The sequence below is a fragment of the Arthrobacter sp. AG258 genome (assembly GCF_004364695.1).
Classification (GTDB): Bacteria; Actinomycetota; Actinomycetes; order Actinomycetales; family Micrococcaceae; genus Arthrobacter.
In genome coordinates, this window is record NZ_SOBI01000002.1 from 239,929 (window position 1) to 258,929 (window position 19,001).

At 68.3% G+C, this 19,001-nt stretch carries 12 protein-coding genes and 1 riboswitch; of the genes, 6 read left to right on the forward strand and 6 right to left on the reverse strand.

All coding sequences use genetic code 11. The annotated features are described in order from the left end of the window. Positions 1–32 precede the first annotated feature (32 nt). Positions 33–140, forward strand: a riboswitch (TPP riboswitch). Beyond that, entirely contained in the window at positions 136–1,986 is a 1,851-nt protein-coding gene (gene thiC / locus DFO47_RS04405; RefSeq protein WP_279586693.1) for a phosphomethylpyrimidine synthase ThiC, read from the forward strand. Its footprint overlaps the riboswitch before it by 5 nt. Here thiC and DFO47_RS04410 read toward each other — a convergent pair. Further along, positions 1,983–2,717 carry an alpha/beta hydrolase gene (locus DFO47_RS04410; protein WP_018760005.1) on the reverse strand — a complete coding sequence of 245 codons (735 nt, stop codon included), beginning with the start codon at positions 2,715–2,717 and terminating at the stop codon, positions 1,983–1,985. The two genes, thiC and DFO47_RS04410, sit on opposite strands and share 4 nt — an antisense overlap. A 42-nt stretch (positions 2,718–2,759) precedes the next feature. Next, a complete protein-coding gene (gene ffh / locus DFO47_RS04415) occupies positions 2,760–4,343 on the reverse strand; it encodes a signal recognition particle protein (RefSeq protein ID WP_018760006.1) in 1,584 nt (527 codons plus the stop codon). A gap of 84 nt (positions 4,344–4,427) precedes the next feature. Between ffh and DFO47_RS04420 the strand changes: the two genes are divergently transcribed. Continuing rightward, entirely contained in the window at positions 4,428–5,846 is a 1,419-nt protein-coding gene (locus DFO47_RS04420) for a glucose-6-phosphate dehydrogenase (RefSeq protein ID WP_133830847.1), read from the forward strand. A gap of 112 nt (positions 5,847–5,958) precedes the next feature. Here the strand turns inward: DFO47_RS04420 and DFO47_RS04425 are convergent, their stop codons facing one another. Together DFO47_RS04425 and DFO47_RS04430 are read right to left on the reverse strand one after the other, a co-directional pair. Continuing rightward, entirely contained in the window at positions 5,959–6,297 is a 339-nt protein-coding gene (locus DFO47_RS04425; RefSeq protein ID WP_018760008.1) for a P-II family nitrogen regulator, read from the reverse strand. Continuing rightward, positions 6,294–7,649, reverse strand: a complete 1,356-nt coding sequence (locus tag DFO47_RS04430) for an ammonium transporter (RefSeq protein ID WP_018760009.1) — start codon at positions 7,647–7,649, stop codon at positions 6,294–6,296. The genes DFO47_RS04425 and DFO47_RS04430 overlap by 4 nt, the downstream gene beginning before the upstream one ends. A 276-nt stretch (positions 7,650–7,925) precedes the next feature. On the opposite strand from DFO47_RS04430, the gene DFO47_RS04435 reads away from it, so the two are divergent. Then, positions 7,926–9,116 (forward strand): MFS transporter, encoded by a 1,191-nt coding sequence (locus DFO47_RS04435; protein ID WP_133830848.1) that lies wholly within the window; start codon positions 7,926–7,928, stop codon positions 9,114–9,116. Positions 9,117–9,179: 63 nt separating this feature from the next. Here DFO47_RS04435 and ftsY read toward each other — a convergent pair whose 3' ends face one another. Both ftsY and smc read right to left on the reverse strand, forming a co-directional pair. Beyond that, positions 9,180–10,385, reverse strand: coding sequence for a signal recognition particle-docking protein FtsY (gene ftsY, locus DFO47_RS04440; RefSeq protein WP_133830849.1), 1,206 nt, complete (start codon positions 10,383–10,385; stop codon positions 9,180–9,182). Between the two features lie 83 nt (positions 10,386–10,468). Further along, positions 10,469–14,056 carry a chromosome segregation protein SMC gene (smc, locus tag DFO47_RS04445; protein WP_133830850.1) on the reverse strand — a complete coding sequence of 1,196 codons (3,588 nt, stop codon included), beginning with the start codon at positions 14,054–14,056 and terminating at the stop codon, positions 10,469–10,471. Positions 14,057–14,283: 227 nt separating this feature from the next. Here smc and DFO47_RS04450 point away from each other — a divergent pair, with 227 nt between their 5' ends. From DFO47_RS04450 to DFO47_RS04460, 3 genes are read left to right on the forward strand one after another with little or no spacing between them, the layout of a single operon-like run. Next, entirely contained in the window at positions 14,284–15,306 is a 1,023-nt protein-coding gene (locus tag DFO47_RS04450) for a 3-oxoacyl-ACP synthase III (protein WP_026264216.1), read from the forward strand. Beyond that, positions 15,300–18,008, forward strand: coding sequence for an alpha/beta fold hydrolase (locus tag DFO47_RS04455; protein WP_133831062.1), 2,709 nt, complete (start codon positions 15,300–15,302; stop codon positions 18,006–18,008). Before DFO47_RS04450 ends, DFO47_RS04455 begins: the two co-directional genes overlap by 7 nt. Continuing rightward, positions 18,005–19,000 (forward strand): NAD-dependent epimerase/dehydratase family protein, encoded by a 996-nt coding sequence (locus DFO47_RS04460; protein ID WP_133830851.1) that lies wholly within the window; start codon positions 18,005–18,007, stop codon positions 18,998–19,000. Before DFO47_RS04455 ends, DFO47_RS04460 begins: the two co-directional genes overlap by 4 nt. Position 19,001: the final 1 nt, after the last annotated feature.

The window sequence follows — 19,001 nt, forward strand, 5'->3', positions numbered from 1 at the left end:
AACGGGCTTCCGGAGGGCTGTGGTAGCTTCGTTGCTGACCACACGGGTGCCCCTGCAGGGGCTGAGATCGGGCTGCCGCAGCCTGCGACCGTTGAACCTGTCCGGGTAATGCCGGCGAAGGAAGTGAGTATTCCCTTGAGTACACAAAACACCCAGTTGAACCCTGCCCTGGTGCCGTCCGGTTCCGATGCGGCCAACGGTCCCGGCACCGGATCCAGTGGCGAATCCCAAGTGAAGGTGACGCAGTCGCTGAAGTCGCATTCACTGGCTTACATCGACGACGCCGGTTCCGGCATCCGGGTCCCGGTCACCGAGATCGCGCTGGAGCCATCACCCAACGGGCAGCCGAACGCACCTTTCCGGACCTACCGGACGGCCGGGTCGGGAAGCGACCCCGTTCGCGGCCTCGAGCCCTTCCGTGCCGAATGGATCGTGGCGCGCGGGGACACCGAGGCCTACACCGGCAGGGAACGCAACCTGCTCGACGACGGCCGCTCGGCCGTGCGCCGGGGCGCTGCCTCCGCGGAGTGGAAGGGCGCCCGGCCGGTGCCCCGCCGCGCCGTCGACGGCCATACGGTGACCCAGATGCACTACGCCCGGCAGGGCACCATCACGCAGGAAATGCGTTTCGTGGCGCTGCGGGAAAACTGCGACGTGGAACTGGTCAGGAGCGAGGTAGCCGCCGGTCGGGCCATCATCCCAAACAACATCAACCACCCTGAGTCCGAGCCCATGATCATCGGCAAGGCGTTCCTGGTGAAAATCAACGCCAACATCGGTAATTCTGCCGTGACGAGCTCCATCGCTGAAGAGGTGGACAAGCTGCAGTGGGCCACCCAATGGGGTGCCGACACGGTGATGGACCTGTCCACGGGGGACGACATCCACACCACCAGGGAATGGATCATCCGCAACTCCCCTGTCCCGATCGGAACGGTTCCGATCTACCAGGCACTGGAAAAGGTCAACGGCGAAGCCAACGCGCTGACCTGGGAAATCTTCCGGGACACCGTCATTGAGCAGTGCGAGCAAGGTGTGGACTACATGACCATCCACGCCGGTGTCCTGCTGCGGTACGTCCCGCTCACGGCCAACCGGGTGACGGGCATCGTCTCGCGCGGTGGTTCCATCATGGCCGGCTGGTGCCTGGCCCACCACCAGGAGAACTTCCTGTACACGCATTTTGACGAACTTTGCGAAATCTTCGCGAAGTACGACGTCGCGTTCTCCCTGGGGGACGGGTTGCGGCCCGGCTCCACGGCGGACGCCAACGACGCGGCCCAGTTCGCTGAACTGGATACGCTGGCCGAGCTGACGCAGCGCGCGTGGGAGTACGACGTCCAGGTGATGGTCGAAGGCCCCGGGCACGTGCCGTTCCACCTGGTCCGGGAGAACGTGGAGCGGCAGCAGGAGCTGTGCAAGGGTGCGCCGTTCTACACGCTCGGTCCGCTGGTGACCGATGTCGCGCCTGGCTACGACCACATCACCTCGGCAATCGGGGCCACGGAAATCGCACGGTACGGCACCGCCATGCTCTGCTACGTCACGCCCAAGGAACACCTGGGCCTGCCCAACAAAGACGACGTGAAGACCGGCGTCATCACGTACAAGATTGCGGCCCATGCAGCGGACCTGGCCAAGGGCCACCCGGGGGCGCGCGAGCGGGACGATGCTTTGTCCAAGGCACGGTTCGAATTCCGCTGGCGCGACCAGTTCGCGCTGTCGTTGGACCCGGAGACGGCGGAATCGTTCCACGATGAGACGTTGCCGGCCGAACCCGCCAAGACAGCGCACTTCTGCTCCATGTGCGGACCCAAGTTCTGCTCGATGCGGATCAGCCAGGACATCCGGAATGAATACGGCTCGGCTGAGGCGCAGGCGGCGCTCACTGAGGCGGCGTCGGGGATGCGGGCGAAGAGCCAGGAGTTCCTGGCCGCCGGCGGCAAGGTCTACCTTCCGGAGTTGCAGGTGCCCGCCGGCAGCTAGGAGGCCCGGGCCGGCTCGCTGCGGCTGACCTCGCCGATGAACTGCCTGATGGTCCGGTCGCCTTCCACCGAATCATGGGGCCGGTGCCCGCCCGCGGCAACGCGGTGCAGGGCACCGGTCTCCCGCAGGTAACCGGCAATCTCCTCGTACAGCGGCTCCCAGCCCCCGGTCAGGACCAGAGTGGGGACCCCGGGAACAATATGCAGGGGCGCTTCCCACGACGGGACTTGGAGCCGCAGCCGGCGCGCGGACCGTTTCTCCTCCGCGGTGGCAGGCTGCTGCAGGTCCGTGGCATAGACCCGCCGGACGAACTCCCGTTGGAAGTCCTCATCACTGAGCTGGTGGCGGACCTCGAGAAGCGGCTTCATCAGGCTGATGTGTGCCGCCGTGGCCGGCAGCTCCGCGGTCAGGGAGAGGCACGCCGGTTCCACCAGGGTCAGGGAGTAGACAAGGTCAGGGCGTTCGACGGCCGCCATCATGGCAGGAATGGCTCCCTGGGAGTGCGCCACCACGTGTCCGCCGGCGGCGCCGCGGCCATCATCGGCCAGGGACCGCAGCACGATGGCAGTGTCCTCGGCAAATGATGATTCCACCGGCTCCGCGACGGCGTCATAGCCCTGGCGGCGAAGGAACAGGGCGTCGAAGGACAGCGCCATGCCGTGCTGGCGGGGCCACGCGGCGGCGCCGAAAGCACCGGCGCCGTGCACGAAAACTACCCGCTGCTTGAACATGACCCAACCCTATTCCACGGCACCGACATCCGTGGGGAACTGCTACTTGCCCAGGAACTTGTCGAAGCCCTTGGGGAGGTTCAACTGCGACGGATCGAAGTCGCCGCCCTGCTGGCCGAACGCGGCACCGGTGGGCAGCGCCTTGCCCGCATTGGCGCGCCGGGCCTCGGCCTCCTTGCGTTCCTGCGCAGCCTTGGCCGGATTGCCGGACTTCGCCTTCTTCTTCGGCGCGTTCTTGGCGTTCTTGCGCGCACCCCCACCGGCACCGGGCATACCCGGCATCCCGGGCATTCCCGGCATGCCGCCCTGGGCCATCTTCTTCATCATCTTCTGGGCCTGCGCAAAGCGTTCCAGCAGGCCGTTGACCTCGGAAACGTGGACGCCGGAGCCGCGGGCGATGCGCGCCCGGCGGGAGCCGTTGATGATCTTCGGGGCGAGGCGCTCGTGCGGCGTCATGGACCGGACGATTGCCTCGACGCGGTCGATTTCGCGCTCGTCGAACTGCTCCAGCTGCTGCCGGATGTTCTGCGCGCCCGGCATCATCATGAGCATCTTCTTCATGGAGCCCATGTTGCGGATCTGCTGCATTTGGGCGAGGAAGTCCTCGAGGGTGAAGTCTTCCTGGTCGGCGAACTTCTTCGCCATCCGGGCTGCTTCGTCCTTGTCCCAGGACTTCTCGGCCTGCTCGATGAGGGTGAGGATGTCGCCCATGTCCAGGATGCGCGAGGCCATCCGGTCCGGGTGGAAGAGTTCGAAGTCGTCCAGGCCTTCGCCGGTGGAGGCGAACATGACCGGCTTCCCGGTCACCGAGGCGACCGACAGTGCGGCACCGCCGCGCGCATCGCCGTCGAGCTTGGACAACACGATGCCGGTGAAGTTGACGCCCTCATCGAAGGCGAGGGCCGTGTTGACCGCGTCCTGGCCGATCATGGAGTCGATCACGAAGAGGACTTCGTTCGGGACGATGGCGCGGCGGATCTGGCGGGCCTGCTCCATCATGTCCGCGTCGACGCCCAGGCGGCCGGCGGTGTCCACGATCACGACGTCGTGCAGGGTGCGCTTGGCTTCCTCGACGCCGGCACGGGCGACGGCGACCGGGTCACCGGCAGGGTGGTCCAGCTCGGTGGACGTGGCGCCGGGGTGCGGGGCGAAAACGGGCACGTTGGCGCGCTGGCCCACCACCTGGAGCTGGGTGACGGCGTTGGGGCGCTGGAGGTCGCAGGCCACCAGCATGGGGCTGTGGCCCTGGGCCTTCAGCCACTTGGACAGCTTGCCGGCCAGGGTGGTCTTGCCTGCACCCTGGAGGCCGGCCAGCATGATGATGGTGGGTCCGCTCTTGGCCAGCCGGATCCTGCGGGTTTCGCCGCCCAGGATCTCCACGAGTTCCTCGTTGACGATCTTGACGATCTGCTGGCTGGGATTCAGGGCAGCCGAGACCTCGGCGCCGAGCGCACGTTCGCGGACCTTCCCGGTGAACTCGCGGACCACCGGAACGGCGACGTCTGCGTCCAGCAGGGCACGGCGGATCTCGCGGACCGTGGCATCGACATCGGCCTCGGTGAGGCGGCCCTTGCCGCGGAGATTTTTGAAGGTTGCTGTCAACCGGTCAGAGAGTGAATTGAACACGCGCCGTGAACTTCTTTCAAGAGATGATCGGGACTCGACTACCTAGGGTATCAAGTCAGCCACGTCAGATGGCATGCTGGCAAAATGACGAGCCAAACATCTGTGCAGACCTTGCTCATCCTCGGCGCCTCCGGCGACCTCACCGGCCGGCTCCTCCTTCCCGGCCTTGCCCGGCTGGCGGCGGCGGGCCGGGCGGAAGGGCTCCGGCTGGTGGGTGCCGGATCGGATCCCTGGACCAAGGAACAGTGGCAGGACCGGGTCCGCTCGTCGTTCGCCGCCGCAGCCGGCGCGGCGGACGGCCCGGGGAAGGAAGCCCTCGAAGCTCTGCAGGAGGAAACGGCGTACCACCAGGTGGATGTCACGGCCAAGGGTGCCCTGGCGTCCCTGCTGGCAGGGCTCAAGGGCCCTGTGGCCGTCTACTTTGCACTTCCGCCACGCATCAGCCAGCAGGCCTGCGAGACACTCCAGCCGGAGGAGGTTCCCGAGGGCACCCGGCTGGTCATGGAGAAGCCGTTCGGTTCCAGCGAGGAGTCGGCGCGCTCCTTGAACCGTACGCTCGCCCGACTGGTTCCGGAGGACCACATCCACCGCGTGGACCACTTCCTGGGCAAGGCGACAGTGCTTAACATCCTGGGCCTGCGGTTTGCCAACAACTTCCTGGAGCCGGTGTGGAACCGGCAGCACGTGGAGAAAGTGGAGATCTTCTTCGATGAGGACCTTGCCCTTGAGGGCCGGGCCCGCTACTACGACGGTGCCGGCGCGCTCCGCGACATGATCCAGAGCCACTTGCTGGAGGTCATGGCCCTCATGGCCATCGAACCTCCAGCCACTATCGGCGAGCGCGACCTCCGCGACGCGGTATCCAGTGTGCTGCGGGCCAGCAGCGTCCGTACACCGTTCACCGGCACTACCCGCCGGGCGCGCTATACGGCGGGATCGATTGCAGGGAAGGCCGTCCCCGACTACTCAAAGGAGGCGGGGGTGGATCCCGGCCGAGGAACGGAGACGCTTGCGGAGATCCAGGTGGACATCGACAACTGGCGCTGGCGGGGAGTGCCGTTCATCCTGCGTTCCGGGAAGGCGCTGGGCGACAAGCGCAAGGAGGCGGTGGTCACCTTCCTTCCCGTGCCCCACCTGCCGCGGGGATTCACGGGGGTGGACTCCCCCAACCAGCTGCGGATCGGGTTTGGTCCGGACACGCTGGAGTTCGACGTCGACGTCAACGGCCCGGGGAACATTTTCAGCCTGGGCCGGGTCACCTTGGAGGCGGAGTTGAGTGCCTCAGACCTGCTGCCGTACGGGGAGGTGCTGGAGGGCGTACTGACCGGAGACCCGTTGCTGTCTGTCCGCGGCGATACCGCGGAGGACTGCTGGCGGATCGTGGAGCCGGTGCTCACGGCGTGGGCGAAGGGTGAGGTCCCGTTGGAGGAGTACGACGCCGGTTCGGCCGGCCCGGCATCGTGGCCCACCAACCGCGAAACGGGCGCGGGCGGCGGCGACTGATAAGGGAAGGGCACCAGCACAGCAAACAGCACAGCGGGCGGGAACCTTTCGGTTCCCGCCCGCTGTGCTGTTTCGTTCTGTTGTTCCTGGCCCCAGGGCCGGTGTGGCCTGCCTAGATGGCGGCTACTCCGCGTTCCCCGGTCCGGACGCGCACTGCTTCATGGACGTCGATGGTCCAGACCTTGCCGTCCCCGGCCCGGCCGGTGTTGGAGCTGGCGATGATCACGTCCAGGATGTCGTCTGACTGTTCGTCGGTGGCCAGGACTTCAACGCGGATCTTGGGAAGCAGGTCCACATTGTATTCGGCTCCTCGGTACACCTCGGTGTAGCCGCGCTGGCGTCCATATCCGCTGGCCGCGCTGACGGTGAGTCCTTGGACCCCGTAAGCTTCCAGTCCTTCCCGGATGGTTTCGAGCTTTTCCGGCCTGACGATTGCAGTGATCAGTTTCATGCCCCCACGCTTTCCTTGCCTGTTGCCGGCTGTGCCTGCTGTGCTCCGGCTGCGGATTCCCGGCTTTCCGCCTGGGTCTTGCCCGTCACCATGTCGTGCAGCGGCTGGAAGCTGCCACCGTGGCCGCCGACGCCGAACTCGTAGGCGGTCTCGGCGTGCAGGCTGAGGTCTGCGCCGGCGATTTCCTGGTGCTCGGAGATACGGAAGCCCATGGTCTTGTGGATGGGGTAGGCGATGATCAGGGTCATCACCGCGGTGAAGGCGATGGAGAGCAGCGCTGCCAGGACCTGTGCCACCAGCTGGGTGGCGCCGCCGCCGTAGAACAGGCCGGCAGCCCCCTGGTCCGGGGTGGCGAGGAAGCCGATGGCAACGGTGCCGATGACACCTGCGACGAGGTGGACGCCCACAACATCCAGGGAGTCGTCATAACCGAGCTTGAACTTCAGGCCGACCGCCAGGGCAGAGGCGATACCGGCGACGACGCCCAAGGCAATCGCGCCGAGCGGGGAGACGTTGGCGCAGGCCGGGGTGATGGCGACGAGGCCGGCCACCACGCCTGAAGCAGCGCCGAGCGAGGTGGGGTGTCCGTCCCGGATGCGTTCCACAGCGAGCCAGCCCAGCATCGCGGCGGCCGGGGCTGCCAGGGTGTTGATCCAGATCAGGCCGGCCTGTTCCACGGTGGCGGCGGCGCCGGCGTTGAAGCCGAACCAGCCGAACCACAGGATGGCTGCGCCGAGCATGACGAACGGGATGTTGTGCGGGCGGTGGTTCGGGTCCTTGCCGAAGCCCTTCCGGTTACCAATGATCAGCACCAGCACCAGGCCGGCAACACCGGCGTTGATGTGCACCACGGTGCCTCCGGCGAAGTCGATGACCGGAGCGAAGGTCTGGCCGAACCAGCCGTCCTTGGAGAACAGGCCGCCGCCCCACACCATGAAGGCCAGCGGCGCGTAGACCAGCGTGGCCCAGATCGGAGTGAAGATCACCCAGGCCGAGAACTTTGCGCGGTCCGCGACGGCGCCGGAGATCAGGGCGACGGTGATGATCGCGAACGTTGCGGCGTAGCCCACCTTCAGCAGGTCCGCCGGGTCCGTGAAGTTGTGCAGGCCGAAGTGGCTGAACGGGTTGGCGAAGATCTGGAAGAAGTTGTCCTCGTTGCTCGTGGACATGGAGGCGCCCCACAGCACCCACGTGATGCCGACCGTTCCGATGGCGACGAAGCTCATCATCATCATGTTCAGTGCCGACTTGGCGCGCGTCATGCCGCCATAAAAGAATGCCAGGCCCGGGGTCATGAACAGCACGAGTGCTGCCGCAACCAGGAGCCAAACGAGACCTGCGGTGAGTTCCATGGCCTACGTCCTCTCTTGCTTTCGGTGCGGACTTGTCCGCCTGCCAACGCCTTTTTGCGTCCTGTAATGAGTTTGTGGGTGGCGTGTTTCGGCCGCGGAGGATTTAGATTGCGGGCCTGTTACAACAACCTCTAGGAAGTAAATGGTGCATATCCGCCTTGTTACGGTTATGTTTCCGCACTCGCGCAGCCACCCGGCTCCCTTTCCAGCAAGGACTTCAGCACCATGACGGCACCACCCCCGGTAAACGGCGCCACCGCAAGGATTTGGGCCCGCATGAGGCCGCAACGGGAGAAGCTTCCGCGGGACATCAAGGTGATGCTGGCCGCAGCGTTCCTCATCGCCCTGGGATTCGGCCTTGTTGCCCCCGTATTGCCGCAATTCGCAACAACCTTTGGGGTAGGAAACACCGAGGCCGCCGTCATCGTGGCGATCTTCGCGTTCATGCGCCTTGCTTTCGCCCCTGCCGGGGGTGCGCTGATCGGCAAACGCGGCGAACGCCCCGTTTACGTCGCAGGCCTGTTGATCGTGGCGCTGTCCACTGCGGCGTGCGCGTTCGCCCAGGACTACTGGCAACTCCTGCTGTTCCGCGGCCTGGGCGGCGCCGGCTCGGTAATGTTCACCGTTGCCTCGATGGCCCTGGTGATCCGGTTGGCGCCCCCGGAAAGCAGGGGCCGGGTATCGGGCGCCTATGCGTCGGCGTTCCTGATCGGAAACGTCTGCGGCCCGATCGTGGGAGGACTGCTGGCGGGGTTGGGCCTGCGGGTCCCGTTCCTGGCGTACGCGGGGGCCCTGCTCGTGGCAGCCTTCGTGGTGCAGACCCAGTTGAGCCATCAGCGCCGTGGCACCGGCGAGGCCCGGGAACGCGCACCGGACATGCGTTTCGGCGATGCCCTGTCAACCGGAACCTACCGGTCGGCGCTCCTGTCCAGCTTCGCGAACGGTTGGGCAACCTTTGGCGTCCGGATGGCAACGGTGCCGCTGTTCGCCGCGTCCGCCTTTGGAGCGGGGCCGCAGGCGGCAGGCCTGGCGCTGGCCGTGTTCGCGGCCGGGAACGCGGCCGCCCTGGCCTTCTCGGGCCGGCTCGCTGATTCCCTGGGGCGCAAGCCCATGATGATTTCCGGGCTGCTGGTGGCCGGCCTGTCAACCGCGTCGATCGGTATCACCCACGATCTGCCCTGGTTCCTCGCGGCATCGACGCTGGCCGGCGTCGGATCCGGTCTTTTCGGTCCTGCGCAGCAGGCCGCCGTGGCGGACGTGATCGGCAACGGGCGTTCCGGCGGAAAGGTGCTGGCCGCCTACCAGATGACGTCCGACGTCGGGGCGATCGTGGGACCGGTCGTGGCGGGCCTGCTGGCGGACGGCTTGGGTTTCGGCTGGGCGTTCGCGGTCACCGGCGCCATGCTGCTGCTGGCGGCCGGCGGCTGGTTGCCCACCCGGGAAACCCTCCGGGTTAAACCCAACTGACTCGCATTTGTTGTCGTTGTGAGCCCTCAAAACGACAACAAATGCGAGCCAGTGGGCGGGCAGCTAGTTCAGCAGGGCGTCAACAAAGCTTTCGGTATCGAACGGGGCGAGGTCGTCGGCGCCTTCGCCCAGGCCCACGAGTTTGACGGGCACGCCGAGCGCCCGCTGGATGGCGACGACGATGCCGCCCTTGGCTGTTCCATCCAGTTTGGTCAGCACGATGCCGGTGATGTTGACCACCTCGGAGAAGACCCTGGCCTGGTTCAGGCCGTTCTGGCCGGTGGTGGCGTCCAGCACCAGCAGGACCTCGTCCACCTCGGCCAGCTTCTCCACCACGCGCTTGACCTTGCCCAGTTCGTCCATCAGGCCCACCTTGTTCTGCAGGCGCCCGGCGGTATCGATCATGACGACGTCGACTTCCTGCTCGATGCCTGCCTTCACCGCTTCGTAGGCGACCGACGCAGGATCGGCGCCGTCGATGTCGGACTTCACGGTGGGAACGCCCACCCGCTGGCCCCAGGTTGCCAACTGCTCGGCGGCGGCGGCCCGGAAGGTGTCCGCTGCGCCGAGCAGGACGTCCTTGTCCTCGGCCACCAGGACCCGCGCGAGCTTGCCTACGGTGGTGGTCTTTCCGACGCCGTTGACGCCCACCACCATCATGACGGCGGGCTTGTCCGCATGCCGCTCCACGTTCAGGCTGCGGTCCATGGTGGGGTCGACCAGTTTGATGAGTTCCTCGCGGAGCATGGCTTTGACGTGTTCGGGGGTCCTGGTGCCCAGGACCTTGACCCGCTCGCGGAGTGCATCCACCAGCTGCATGGTGGGTTCGGTGCCCAGGTCAGCGAGCAGGAGTGTTTCCTCCACCTCGTCCCAAACGCTCTCGTCGATCCGGTCGCTGGACAGCAGTGCCAGCAGGCCCTTACCCATGATGTTGTTGGAGCGGACCAGCCGTTCCCGCAGCCGGGTAAGGCGCCCTGCGACCGGCAGCGGTGTTTCGACCGGAATGGTTTCGAGTCCGGCGGCATCGTCCGGGACGGTGGTGGTGTCAACAACGTCGGTGCCGGCACCGCCGGGGGCCCCGCGTTCGATGGTTCCGGTGCTGTCATCCACTGCCGTGCCGCCCCCGGAGCGGACCGCGGGATCGTTCGCGTCCCGGGTGTCCGGGTAGCGGGTGATGTTCCTCCGCGTCTTGATCAGGACCGGGATCAGCGCGCCGATGACCACCACGGCAGCAAGGATGGACAGGACAATGGGAAGAATGTCATTCACTCCCCTAGCTTCTCATACAGGGTCCGCCCGGTCCGGGCCCCCGGCAGGGCGCCTGACCTGCTCCGATGCCGGAGGTGCGGCTGCTATACCTCGGCCCCGAGCCGCTGGCTGATGACGGTGGAGACGCCGTCGCCCCTCATGGTGACGCCGTAGAGCGCGTCCGCCACTTCCATGGTCCGCTTCTGGTGGGTGATGACGATCAGCTGGCTGGACTCCCGGAGCTCCTCGAAGATGGTGATCAGGCGCCCCAGGTTGGTGTCGTCCAGCGCCGCCTCCACCTCGTCCATGACGTAGAACGGGGACGGCCGGGCCTTGAAAATGGCCACCAACAGGGCCACCGCGGTGAGTGAGCGTTCGCCGCCGGAGAGCAGGGAGAGCCGCTTGATCTTCTTGCCGGCCGGACGGGCCTCCACGTCAATGCCGGTGGTCAGCATGTCGGCGGGGTCGGTGAGGACCAGGCGCCCCTCGCCGCCCGGGAACAGCCGCTCAAAGACCCTGACGAACTGGGCCTGGGTGTCCTCGAAGGCTTCCGCGAACACCCGTTGCACCCGGTCATCCACCTCTTTGATGATATCGAGCAGGTCCCGGCGGGACGCTTTGAGGTCTTCCAGCTGGGTGCTGAGGAACTGGTGCCGCTCCTCCAGCGCCGCGAATTCCTCCAGCGCCAGCGGGTTGACCTTGCCCAGGCTTGCGAGGTCCCGTTCGGCCTTCCGCAGCCGCTTCTCCTGTTCCTGCCGCACGTAGGGTTTGCCTTCGCGGATCTCCTCGCCACCGGCATCGACAGGAGCACGAAGGGCAGCCCATTTGTCGCCGGACTCTTCCGCCGGGACCGGCACGGGGACGTGCGGTCCGAACTCCGCGACCAAGGCCTCCGGCGTGATGCCCAGTTCGTCCACGGAACGGGTTTCCACCGCCTCGATCCTGGCCCGCTGCTGGGCCCGGGCAAGTTCGTCGCGGTGCACATTGTCTGTGAGGTCCGCCAGTTCGCGGGCCAGGGCGTCGTTGGATTCCCGGATGTCCCGGAGCCCGCGGTCCCGCAGCTCCCGGTTCTCCTCTGCGAGGTCGCGTTCGTGCCGGGCGAGCTCGACGGAGACATCCACATAGCCAAGGGCCATCTCCACGCCCGCGGAAACGGCTGCGGCCCGCCGGGCCTGGATGCGGCGGCGCCGTGCGCGTTCGGCCGCTTCCTCCCGTGCCCGGCGCTCCGTGGCGGCCGCGCGTTCCAGGGAGGCTGCCCGGTTGCCGGTGGCTGCCAGTTGCTCCTCGGCGCTGCGCAGGGACAACCGTGCTTCAACCTCGGCGGCGCGGGCGGCCGACGCGGCTCCCGCCAGCTCATCGCGGTGTTCGGTGGAGGGTTCCTGCTCGACGGGAGCTTCCTGGGCCGCCGCGAGCCGGGCGGTGATGGCTGCGAGCGCCTCTTCCTCGGCGGCCACGTTCTCTTCGGCGCGGGCCAGGGAGGCTGCCAGTCGGTCGCTTTCTCCGACGGCGCTGCGCAGGACCGAATTGAGGTGCCCCAGGCGTTCGGCAACGGCGGCGAGCCGGGCATCGGATTCATGCAGCCGGTCCAGGGCAGCGTCCGCGGCCTCCTGCGCCGCGGCGCGCCGGGCCTCGGCGGCGGCCAGGGCGAACCTGTTCCGCTCCAGGTCCGCCGTCACGGCCGACAGCTCACGCCCGGCGTCGTCCACGGCCGCCTGAACCTCCAGGAGGGATGGTGCTTTGGCCGATCCGCCAGTGGCCGAGACGGCGGTGAACACGTCGCCCTCCCGGGTGACGGCCGTCAGGCCGGGCTGCGAGGCCACGAGCGCCGCCGCCGCATCCATGCCGGGGACGACGACGGTTCCGGACAGCAGGTGCCGTACCAGGGAGACCTCCACCGCCGGGCCGTCCACCAGTCCGGCAGCCCACCGGGCCTCGCCGGGAAGCTCCAGGTCCGGGGCGTCCTGTGGCTGGTCCACGTCCGCGGACGCCAGGAGGAGGGCCGCGCGGCCGCCGTCGTCGTCTTTTAGGGCCTGCAGGACCGCGGCCGCCGTGCCGGCGTCGTGGACGAGGACAGCATCCGACGCCTGCCCCAGTGCAGCAGCGATCGCGGCCTCGAACCCGGCGTGCACGGTGAGTGCGGCGGCGAGGCTGCCCCGGATGCCCGGAAGACCGGACTCCAGCGCGTGCCGGGCGCCGTCCTTGCGGTCAAGGCCGAGTTTCAGGGCGTCCAGGCGCGCGACGAGGGCATCGCGTTTGCGAATTCCTTCGTTGACTGCGGTCTTGAGGCCGGCGATGTCGCCCAGCACCGCATCGAGCACGTCACTGGCGGCCTCGTACTCGGCGTCGAGGGACTCCTCTCCCTCCTCCACTCCCGCCACCTGGTTTTCCAGGGCCGTGAATTCGGATTGTGCCTTCGCGCGCCGTTCGGTGCCGGCGGCAAGGGATTCGCGGAGCCGGCCCAGCTCCGCCTGGGCCGACTCCACCCGGGACCGTGCCGCTGCGACCTGCCCGGCGAGGCGCGCCAGGCCTTCCCGGCGGTCAGCGGCCGCCCTCAACTGCGCGGTGAGCCGCTGGTCCTCGGCGCGCGCAGCCTGTTCGGCGTCGGCCTTCGCCGTGCTTGCGGCGTCCAGGACTCCGCGACGGCGCACGATGTCCGCTTCGAGTTCGGCCACCTCCTGCCGCACCCGCGCGGCTTGGCGTTCCAGTTGTTCCGGGTCCCGCCCGGACGGTGCCGGGGCGTCGTCGGAGCCCAGCAGGCGGCTCCGTTCGGTGGCCAGGGTACCCAAGGAACGGAGCCGTTCCCGGGCGGTGGAGAGCCGGTACCAGGTGTCGCGGGCAGCGTTGAGCCGGGGGGTGGCCTCCGCTGCAAGCTGTTCCAGCGCGGCCTGCTGCCTGCGGCCGGCTTCAAGTTCCTGTTCGACGGCGGTCCGCCGGGCCTTGAGCGCGGCTTCGTCGGCCACGTCCTGTTCCAGGGCCTGCTGGAGCTGGACAAGGTCATCGGCCAGGAGGCGTGCCCGGGCGTCCCGGACATCGAACTGGACACGCTGGGCGCGGCGGGCCACTTCCGCCTGCTTGCCCAGCGGCGTGAGCTGGCGCCGGATCTCCCCTGTGAGGTCCGTCAGCCGCTGGAGGTTGGCCTGCATCGCCTCCAGTTTGCGGACCGTCCGCTCCTTGCGCCGCCGGTGCTTGAGGATGCCGGCCGCCTCTTCGATAAATCCGCGCCGGTCCTCCGGGGTGGCGTGCAGGACCCGGTCCAGCTGCCCTTGGCCCACAATGACGTGCATTTCCCGGCCCAGCCCGGAATCGGACAACAATTCCTGGATGTCCAGCAACCGGCAACCGGCTCCGTTGATGGCGTACTCGGAACCTCCCGTCCGGAACAGGGTCCGCGAAATGGTCACTTCGCTGTATTCGATGGGCAGGGCGCCGTCGGTGTTGTCGATGGTCAGCGAGACGTGGGCGCGTCCCAGCGGCGGCCGGCCGGACGTCCCGGCGAAGATAACGTCCTCCATCTTGCCGCCGCGAAGCGTCTTGGCCCCTTGCTCGCCCATCACCCAGGCCAGGGCATCAACCACGTTGGACTTGCCGGAGCCGTTGGGACCCACGACGGCGGTGACGCCGGGTTCGAAGTCGAAGGTGGTGGCCGACGCAAAGGACTTGAACCCCCGGACGGTGAGGCTTTTGAGGTGCAAGGCTTTCCTGGTCTCCTGGCGGGGGTAGGGAACGATGCTGGAACCGGCTCCCTATAATCTACTGCGCAGGAGCGACATTTCCCGTCCAGCACTCCGCGGCCGGCGGCGGCGCCCCCGGCCAATATGCATGATCGGGCGCAGCAAAGGCATAGTTAAGCTCTTGGGCCTGCACTGATGTGGGTACAGTCACCGCGTGGCTGCAGGACAAAAACGAAGAGGGGCTTGAATTGGCAGGTAACGCAACCTTCCGGCACAGCAATACCGCGCTGCTTTCCGTAAGCAGCGTCGAGGCTCCGCGGATCGTCAGCTCCACGGATTTCGACCGCAAACTGGCCTCCACCCTGCAGAGGCTGAAGTTTCCGCCGCGGCTGCTCGAGCGCGTGGCCGGTATCACGCACCGCCGCTGGTGGGCCGCGGGGACCTCCTTCGATGATGCTGCCATCGAAGCCGGCGCCAAAGCTTTGGCCGAGGCGGGCATCGAAGCGTCGGAGGTGGGCCTGCTGATCAACACGTCAGTGACGCGGCGGAACCTGGAACCATCCGTTGCGGTGAAGATCCATCACGGACTCAGCCTGCCGTCGTCGGCCATGAACTTCGACCTCGCCAATGCCTGCCTGGGGTTCGTCAACGCCCTGACCCTGGCCGCCAACATGATCGATTCCGGCCAGATCCGGTACGCAGTGATCGTTAACGGCGAGGATGCCCAGCTGACCCAGGAAGCCACGCTTGCCCGGCTGCAGCGCCCCGAAACGACGCGTGACGATTTCAACCGGGAATTCGCCACCCTGACGCTCGGTTCCGGGGCGGCCGCCGCCGTCCTGGGTCCGGCGGACCAGCACCCGGGCGCCCACCGGATCGTGGGCGGCGTAATGCGGGCCGGCACCGAGCACCACGAACTCTGCGTGGGCGGCATCGACGGCATGGCCACCGACACCAAGGGCTTGCTCGACGGCGGCCTGCAACTGGTGGTCGATGCCTGGCATGAGGCCCAGCCGGAGTGGGACTGGGCGGAGATGGACCGCTACGTCACGCACCAGGTGAGCAACGCCTATACCCAGGCGATCATAAACGCGATCGACCTTGATCCGGACAAGGTACCCATCACCTTCCCGCACTGGGGCAACGTGGGCCCCGCGTCGTTGCCGATGACGCTGGCCGCCGAGACGCAGACCCTGGGAAGCGGTGACCGGGTCCTGTGCATGGGCGTCGGTTCGGGCCTGAACACCGCAATGCTGGAAATCGTCTGGTGACCGCGGCCTGGCCGGGCGTGGACGCCGAATGGTCGCGCCTGATCGACGTTCCGTCCACCGCGGCCGCGGACCCGGCAGGCACGGTACGCCGCTGGCATGTGCTCGATAACGGCCCGCAACTGGAGCGGCTGGGCCTGGCCCCGGCCGGAACCCTGCTGTGCGTGCACGGCAACCCCACCTGGTCCTACCTCTGGCGGAGTTTCCTGGCCGCCGGAACCGATCCGGTCCATCCCTGGCGCGTGGTGGCGGTGGACCAACTGGATATGGGCTTCTCCGAACGCACCGGTGTGTTCCGCCGCCTCGCCGACAGGATCAGGGACCTCGGCGACCTCACCGATGCGCTGGGCCTGCACGGTCCGGTGGTCACCGCCGGCCACGACTGGGGCGGCGTGATCAGCCTCGGATGGGCCCTGGCCCACCAGCACCAGCTCGCCGGCGTGGTCCTCACCAACACCGCCGTCCACCAACCCGGCAGTTCCCGGATCCCGGCCGCCCTGCGCCTGGCGCTTCACCCCGCCGTGCACAAGTGGGGAACCACGACGTCGGACGCTTTCCTGCGGGTGACGCACTCGCTCGCCAGCCCGCAGCTGCCCGCGGATATCCGCGATGCCTACATGGCCCCCTACCGCGGGGCTTCCCGCCGTGAGGGGGTGGGAAACTTCGTCGCCGATATCCCCGTGGACGCATCCCATCCCAGCCATCCGGAGCTGGCGCGTGTGGCCGAGGGCCTGCGCGGCCTGGACGTCCCCGTCCTGATGTTGTGGGGCCCGCGGGACCCGATCTTCTCCGACCGGTACCTCAAGGACCTCATCCAACGGATACCCGCAGCCAAGGTGCACCGCTACGAGGGCGCCGGACACCTGCTCGTGGAAGACCGGGACATCGCACCGGCCGTCTTCGACTGGCTCACCGCCAACATCGCCGGCAGCGGTGCCGGGACGGACGGAACCGGGGCGGCCGGCAGTGCCGGGACGCAGGGCACCGGACAGTGCCACCCCGTCCCCGCCGCGCAGGACACGTTCCGCCCCCTCTGGGCACTCCTCGGTGAACTGTCGGCCGGTCCTTCCGGTACCGGGACCGCCATTTCCGAGATGGCGCCCGACGGCAGCGCCGGCCGCTCGCTCACCTGGGCAGAACTGGAAAAAAACATTGCCGACGTATCGGCCGGGCTCGCCGGAATGGGCGTCGGCAGCGGAAGCCGCGTGAGCCTGATGGTCCCTCCCGGCGTGGACCTCACGGTGGCGCTCTATGCCTGCCTGCGCCTGGGAGCCGTGGTGGTGGTGGCCGACGCCGGCCTGGGCACCAGGGGGCTCAGCCGTGCCGTAAAGGGTGCCACCCCGGATGTCCTGGTCGGGATCGACAGGGCACTGGCGGCAGCCCGCGCCCTCGGCTGGGCTGCCAGGCTCGTCAGCGTGCACGACCTGCCCGCCGCGCGCCGCCGCATCCTTGGGGTGGAAACGTCCCTCACCGCCTTGGCACGGGCAGGTTCCCGCAGTGGTTACCGCACCGCCGACGGGCCGGACCCGGACCAGCCCGCAGCCGTCCTGTTCACGTCCGGTTCCACCGGACCCGCAAAAGGCGTCGTCTACACGCACCGGCAGCTGGCAGCGATGCGCGACACCGTGGCGGAAACCTTCGGGATCCATCCGGGTGACCGGCTGGTGGCGGGCTTCGCGCCGTTCGCCCTGCTGGGGCCGGCCCTGGGCGCCGTCTCGGTGACGCCCGCCATGGACGTCACGGCCCCCCGAACCTTGACGGCACGTGCCCTCGCCCGAGCGGCCGCGGCTGTTGACGCAACGGTGGTCTTCGCCTCCCCTGCGGCACTGCGCAACGTCCTGGCCACCCAAGACGGCCTCACCACCGGCGACGCCGCGGTGTTGTCCCGCGTCGAACTGCTGCTCTCCGCCGGCGCCCCGGTTCCGGAACCCCTGCTCGCCGGGGTGCAGCGGCTGCTGCCCCGGGCCTCGCTGCACACGCCGTACGGAATGACCGAAGCCCTTCCCGTCACCGACATCAGCCTCGAACAAATCTGCGCCGCCGGTACCGGGAACGTAGCGGGGGCCGGCAACGGGGTTTGCGTGGGCCTGCCCGTCCATGGCGCCCGGGTCGCCATCCTCCCGCTGGCCGCGGACGGCACCGTTCCCGGCGACGGCACCAGTCCCGGGGCCGAGCCCGTGACGGCGCCCTGTGTCACCGGGGAGATCCTGGTCAGCGCCCCGCATGTCAAGGAGTCCTACGACCGGCTCTGGCTCACCCAGCAGGCGAGCGCGGCCGCGGCCGGCTGGCACCGCACCGGGGACGTGGGGCACTTCGACGCCGAGGGCCGGCTGTGGGTGGAAGGGCGCCTGGCACACATCGTGACGGCTCCGGGGTCGGTGGTAACGCCGGTGGGCCCCGAACAGGCCATCGAATCCCTGGACAGTGTCCGAATGGCCGCCGTCGTGGGAGTGGGACCGGTGGGGACCCAGGCCGTCGTCGCGGTCGTGGAAACCGTGCCGGCCGTCCGCAAGGCCGGTCCCGCTGATCCCCACCTGGCCGCACGGGTGCGTGCGGCGGCGGCCGCAGCCGGCGTGTCCGTTGCAGCCGTCCTGGTGGTGCCCGCCCAGCCCACAGATATCCGCCACAACGCCAAAATCGACCGGACCCGCCTGTCCCTCTGGGCGGCGAAGGTGCTCGCCGGCGGCCGTCCGGGAACGCCATGAAGGTCCTGGTCACCGGCGCGAGCGGGCTCCTGGGCCGGGAGGTGGCCGCTTTGCTGGTACGCCGGGGCCACGCCGTGGCCACCTTCCAGCGGCGTCCCTCCAGGGTCGACGGCGCCGAGGACCGTTGCGGCTCCCTCACCGACGATGCAGCGGTCCGGGACGCGGTACGGGACATGGCCGCGGTGGTCCACCTTGCCGCCAAGGTTTCCTTCACCGGCCGTGCAGCGGACTTTGACGAGGTGAACGTCCAAGGAACCCGGCGCCTGCTTGACGCCGCCCGCGAAGCCGGGGTGCGGGACCTGGTGTACGTGTCATCCCCCTCCGTGGCCAACACGGGCGCCGCAATCGCCGGGCAGGGCGCCGAACCGGCGGACCCCGGGCACGCGCATGGGAACTACGCGCGCACCAAGGCCCGCGCCGAACTGCTGGCCCTCGCAGCGGACGCCCAGGACTTCCGCACCACCGCGGTGCGCCCGCACGTCGTATGGGGTCCGGGAGACACCCAGTTGGTGGAGCGTGTGCTGGAGCGGGCCGCGCGGGGCCGGCTGCCACTGCTCGATGCCGGCGCTGCCCTGATCGACACCACGTTCATTGACAATGCGGCGGCCGCCATCGTCGCGGCACTGGACCGCATGGGGCACGTCCACGGCAAGGCCCTGGTGGTCACTAACGGGGAACCCCGGCCTGTCGGGGAGCTGCTGGCAGGCATCTGCGCTGCAGGCGGAGTGCCGGCTCCGTCGTGGTCCGTGCCCGGCAGGCTTGCGCGGAGTGCCGGCTCGGTGGTGGAACGGGCCTGGCTCCGGTTTGGCCGCCAGGAGGAACCTCCCATGACGGCCTTCCTTGCCGAGCAGCTGTCCACGGCCCACTGGTTCGACCAGCGAGAAACCCGGAGGCTCCTGGACTGGACCCCGGAGGTATCGCTGGACGAGGGTCTGGCGCGGCTGGCCGGCTACTACCAGCCAGGTTCAACGGCCGGCCCGCGGCGCACCTGAG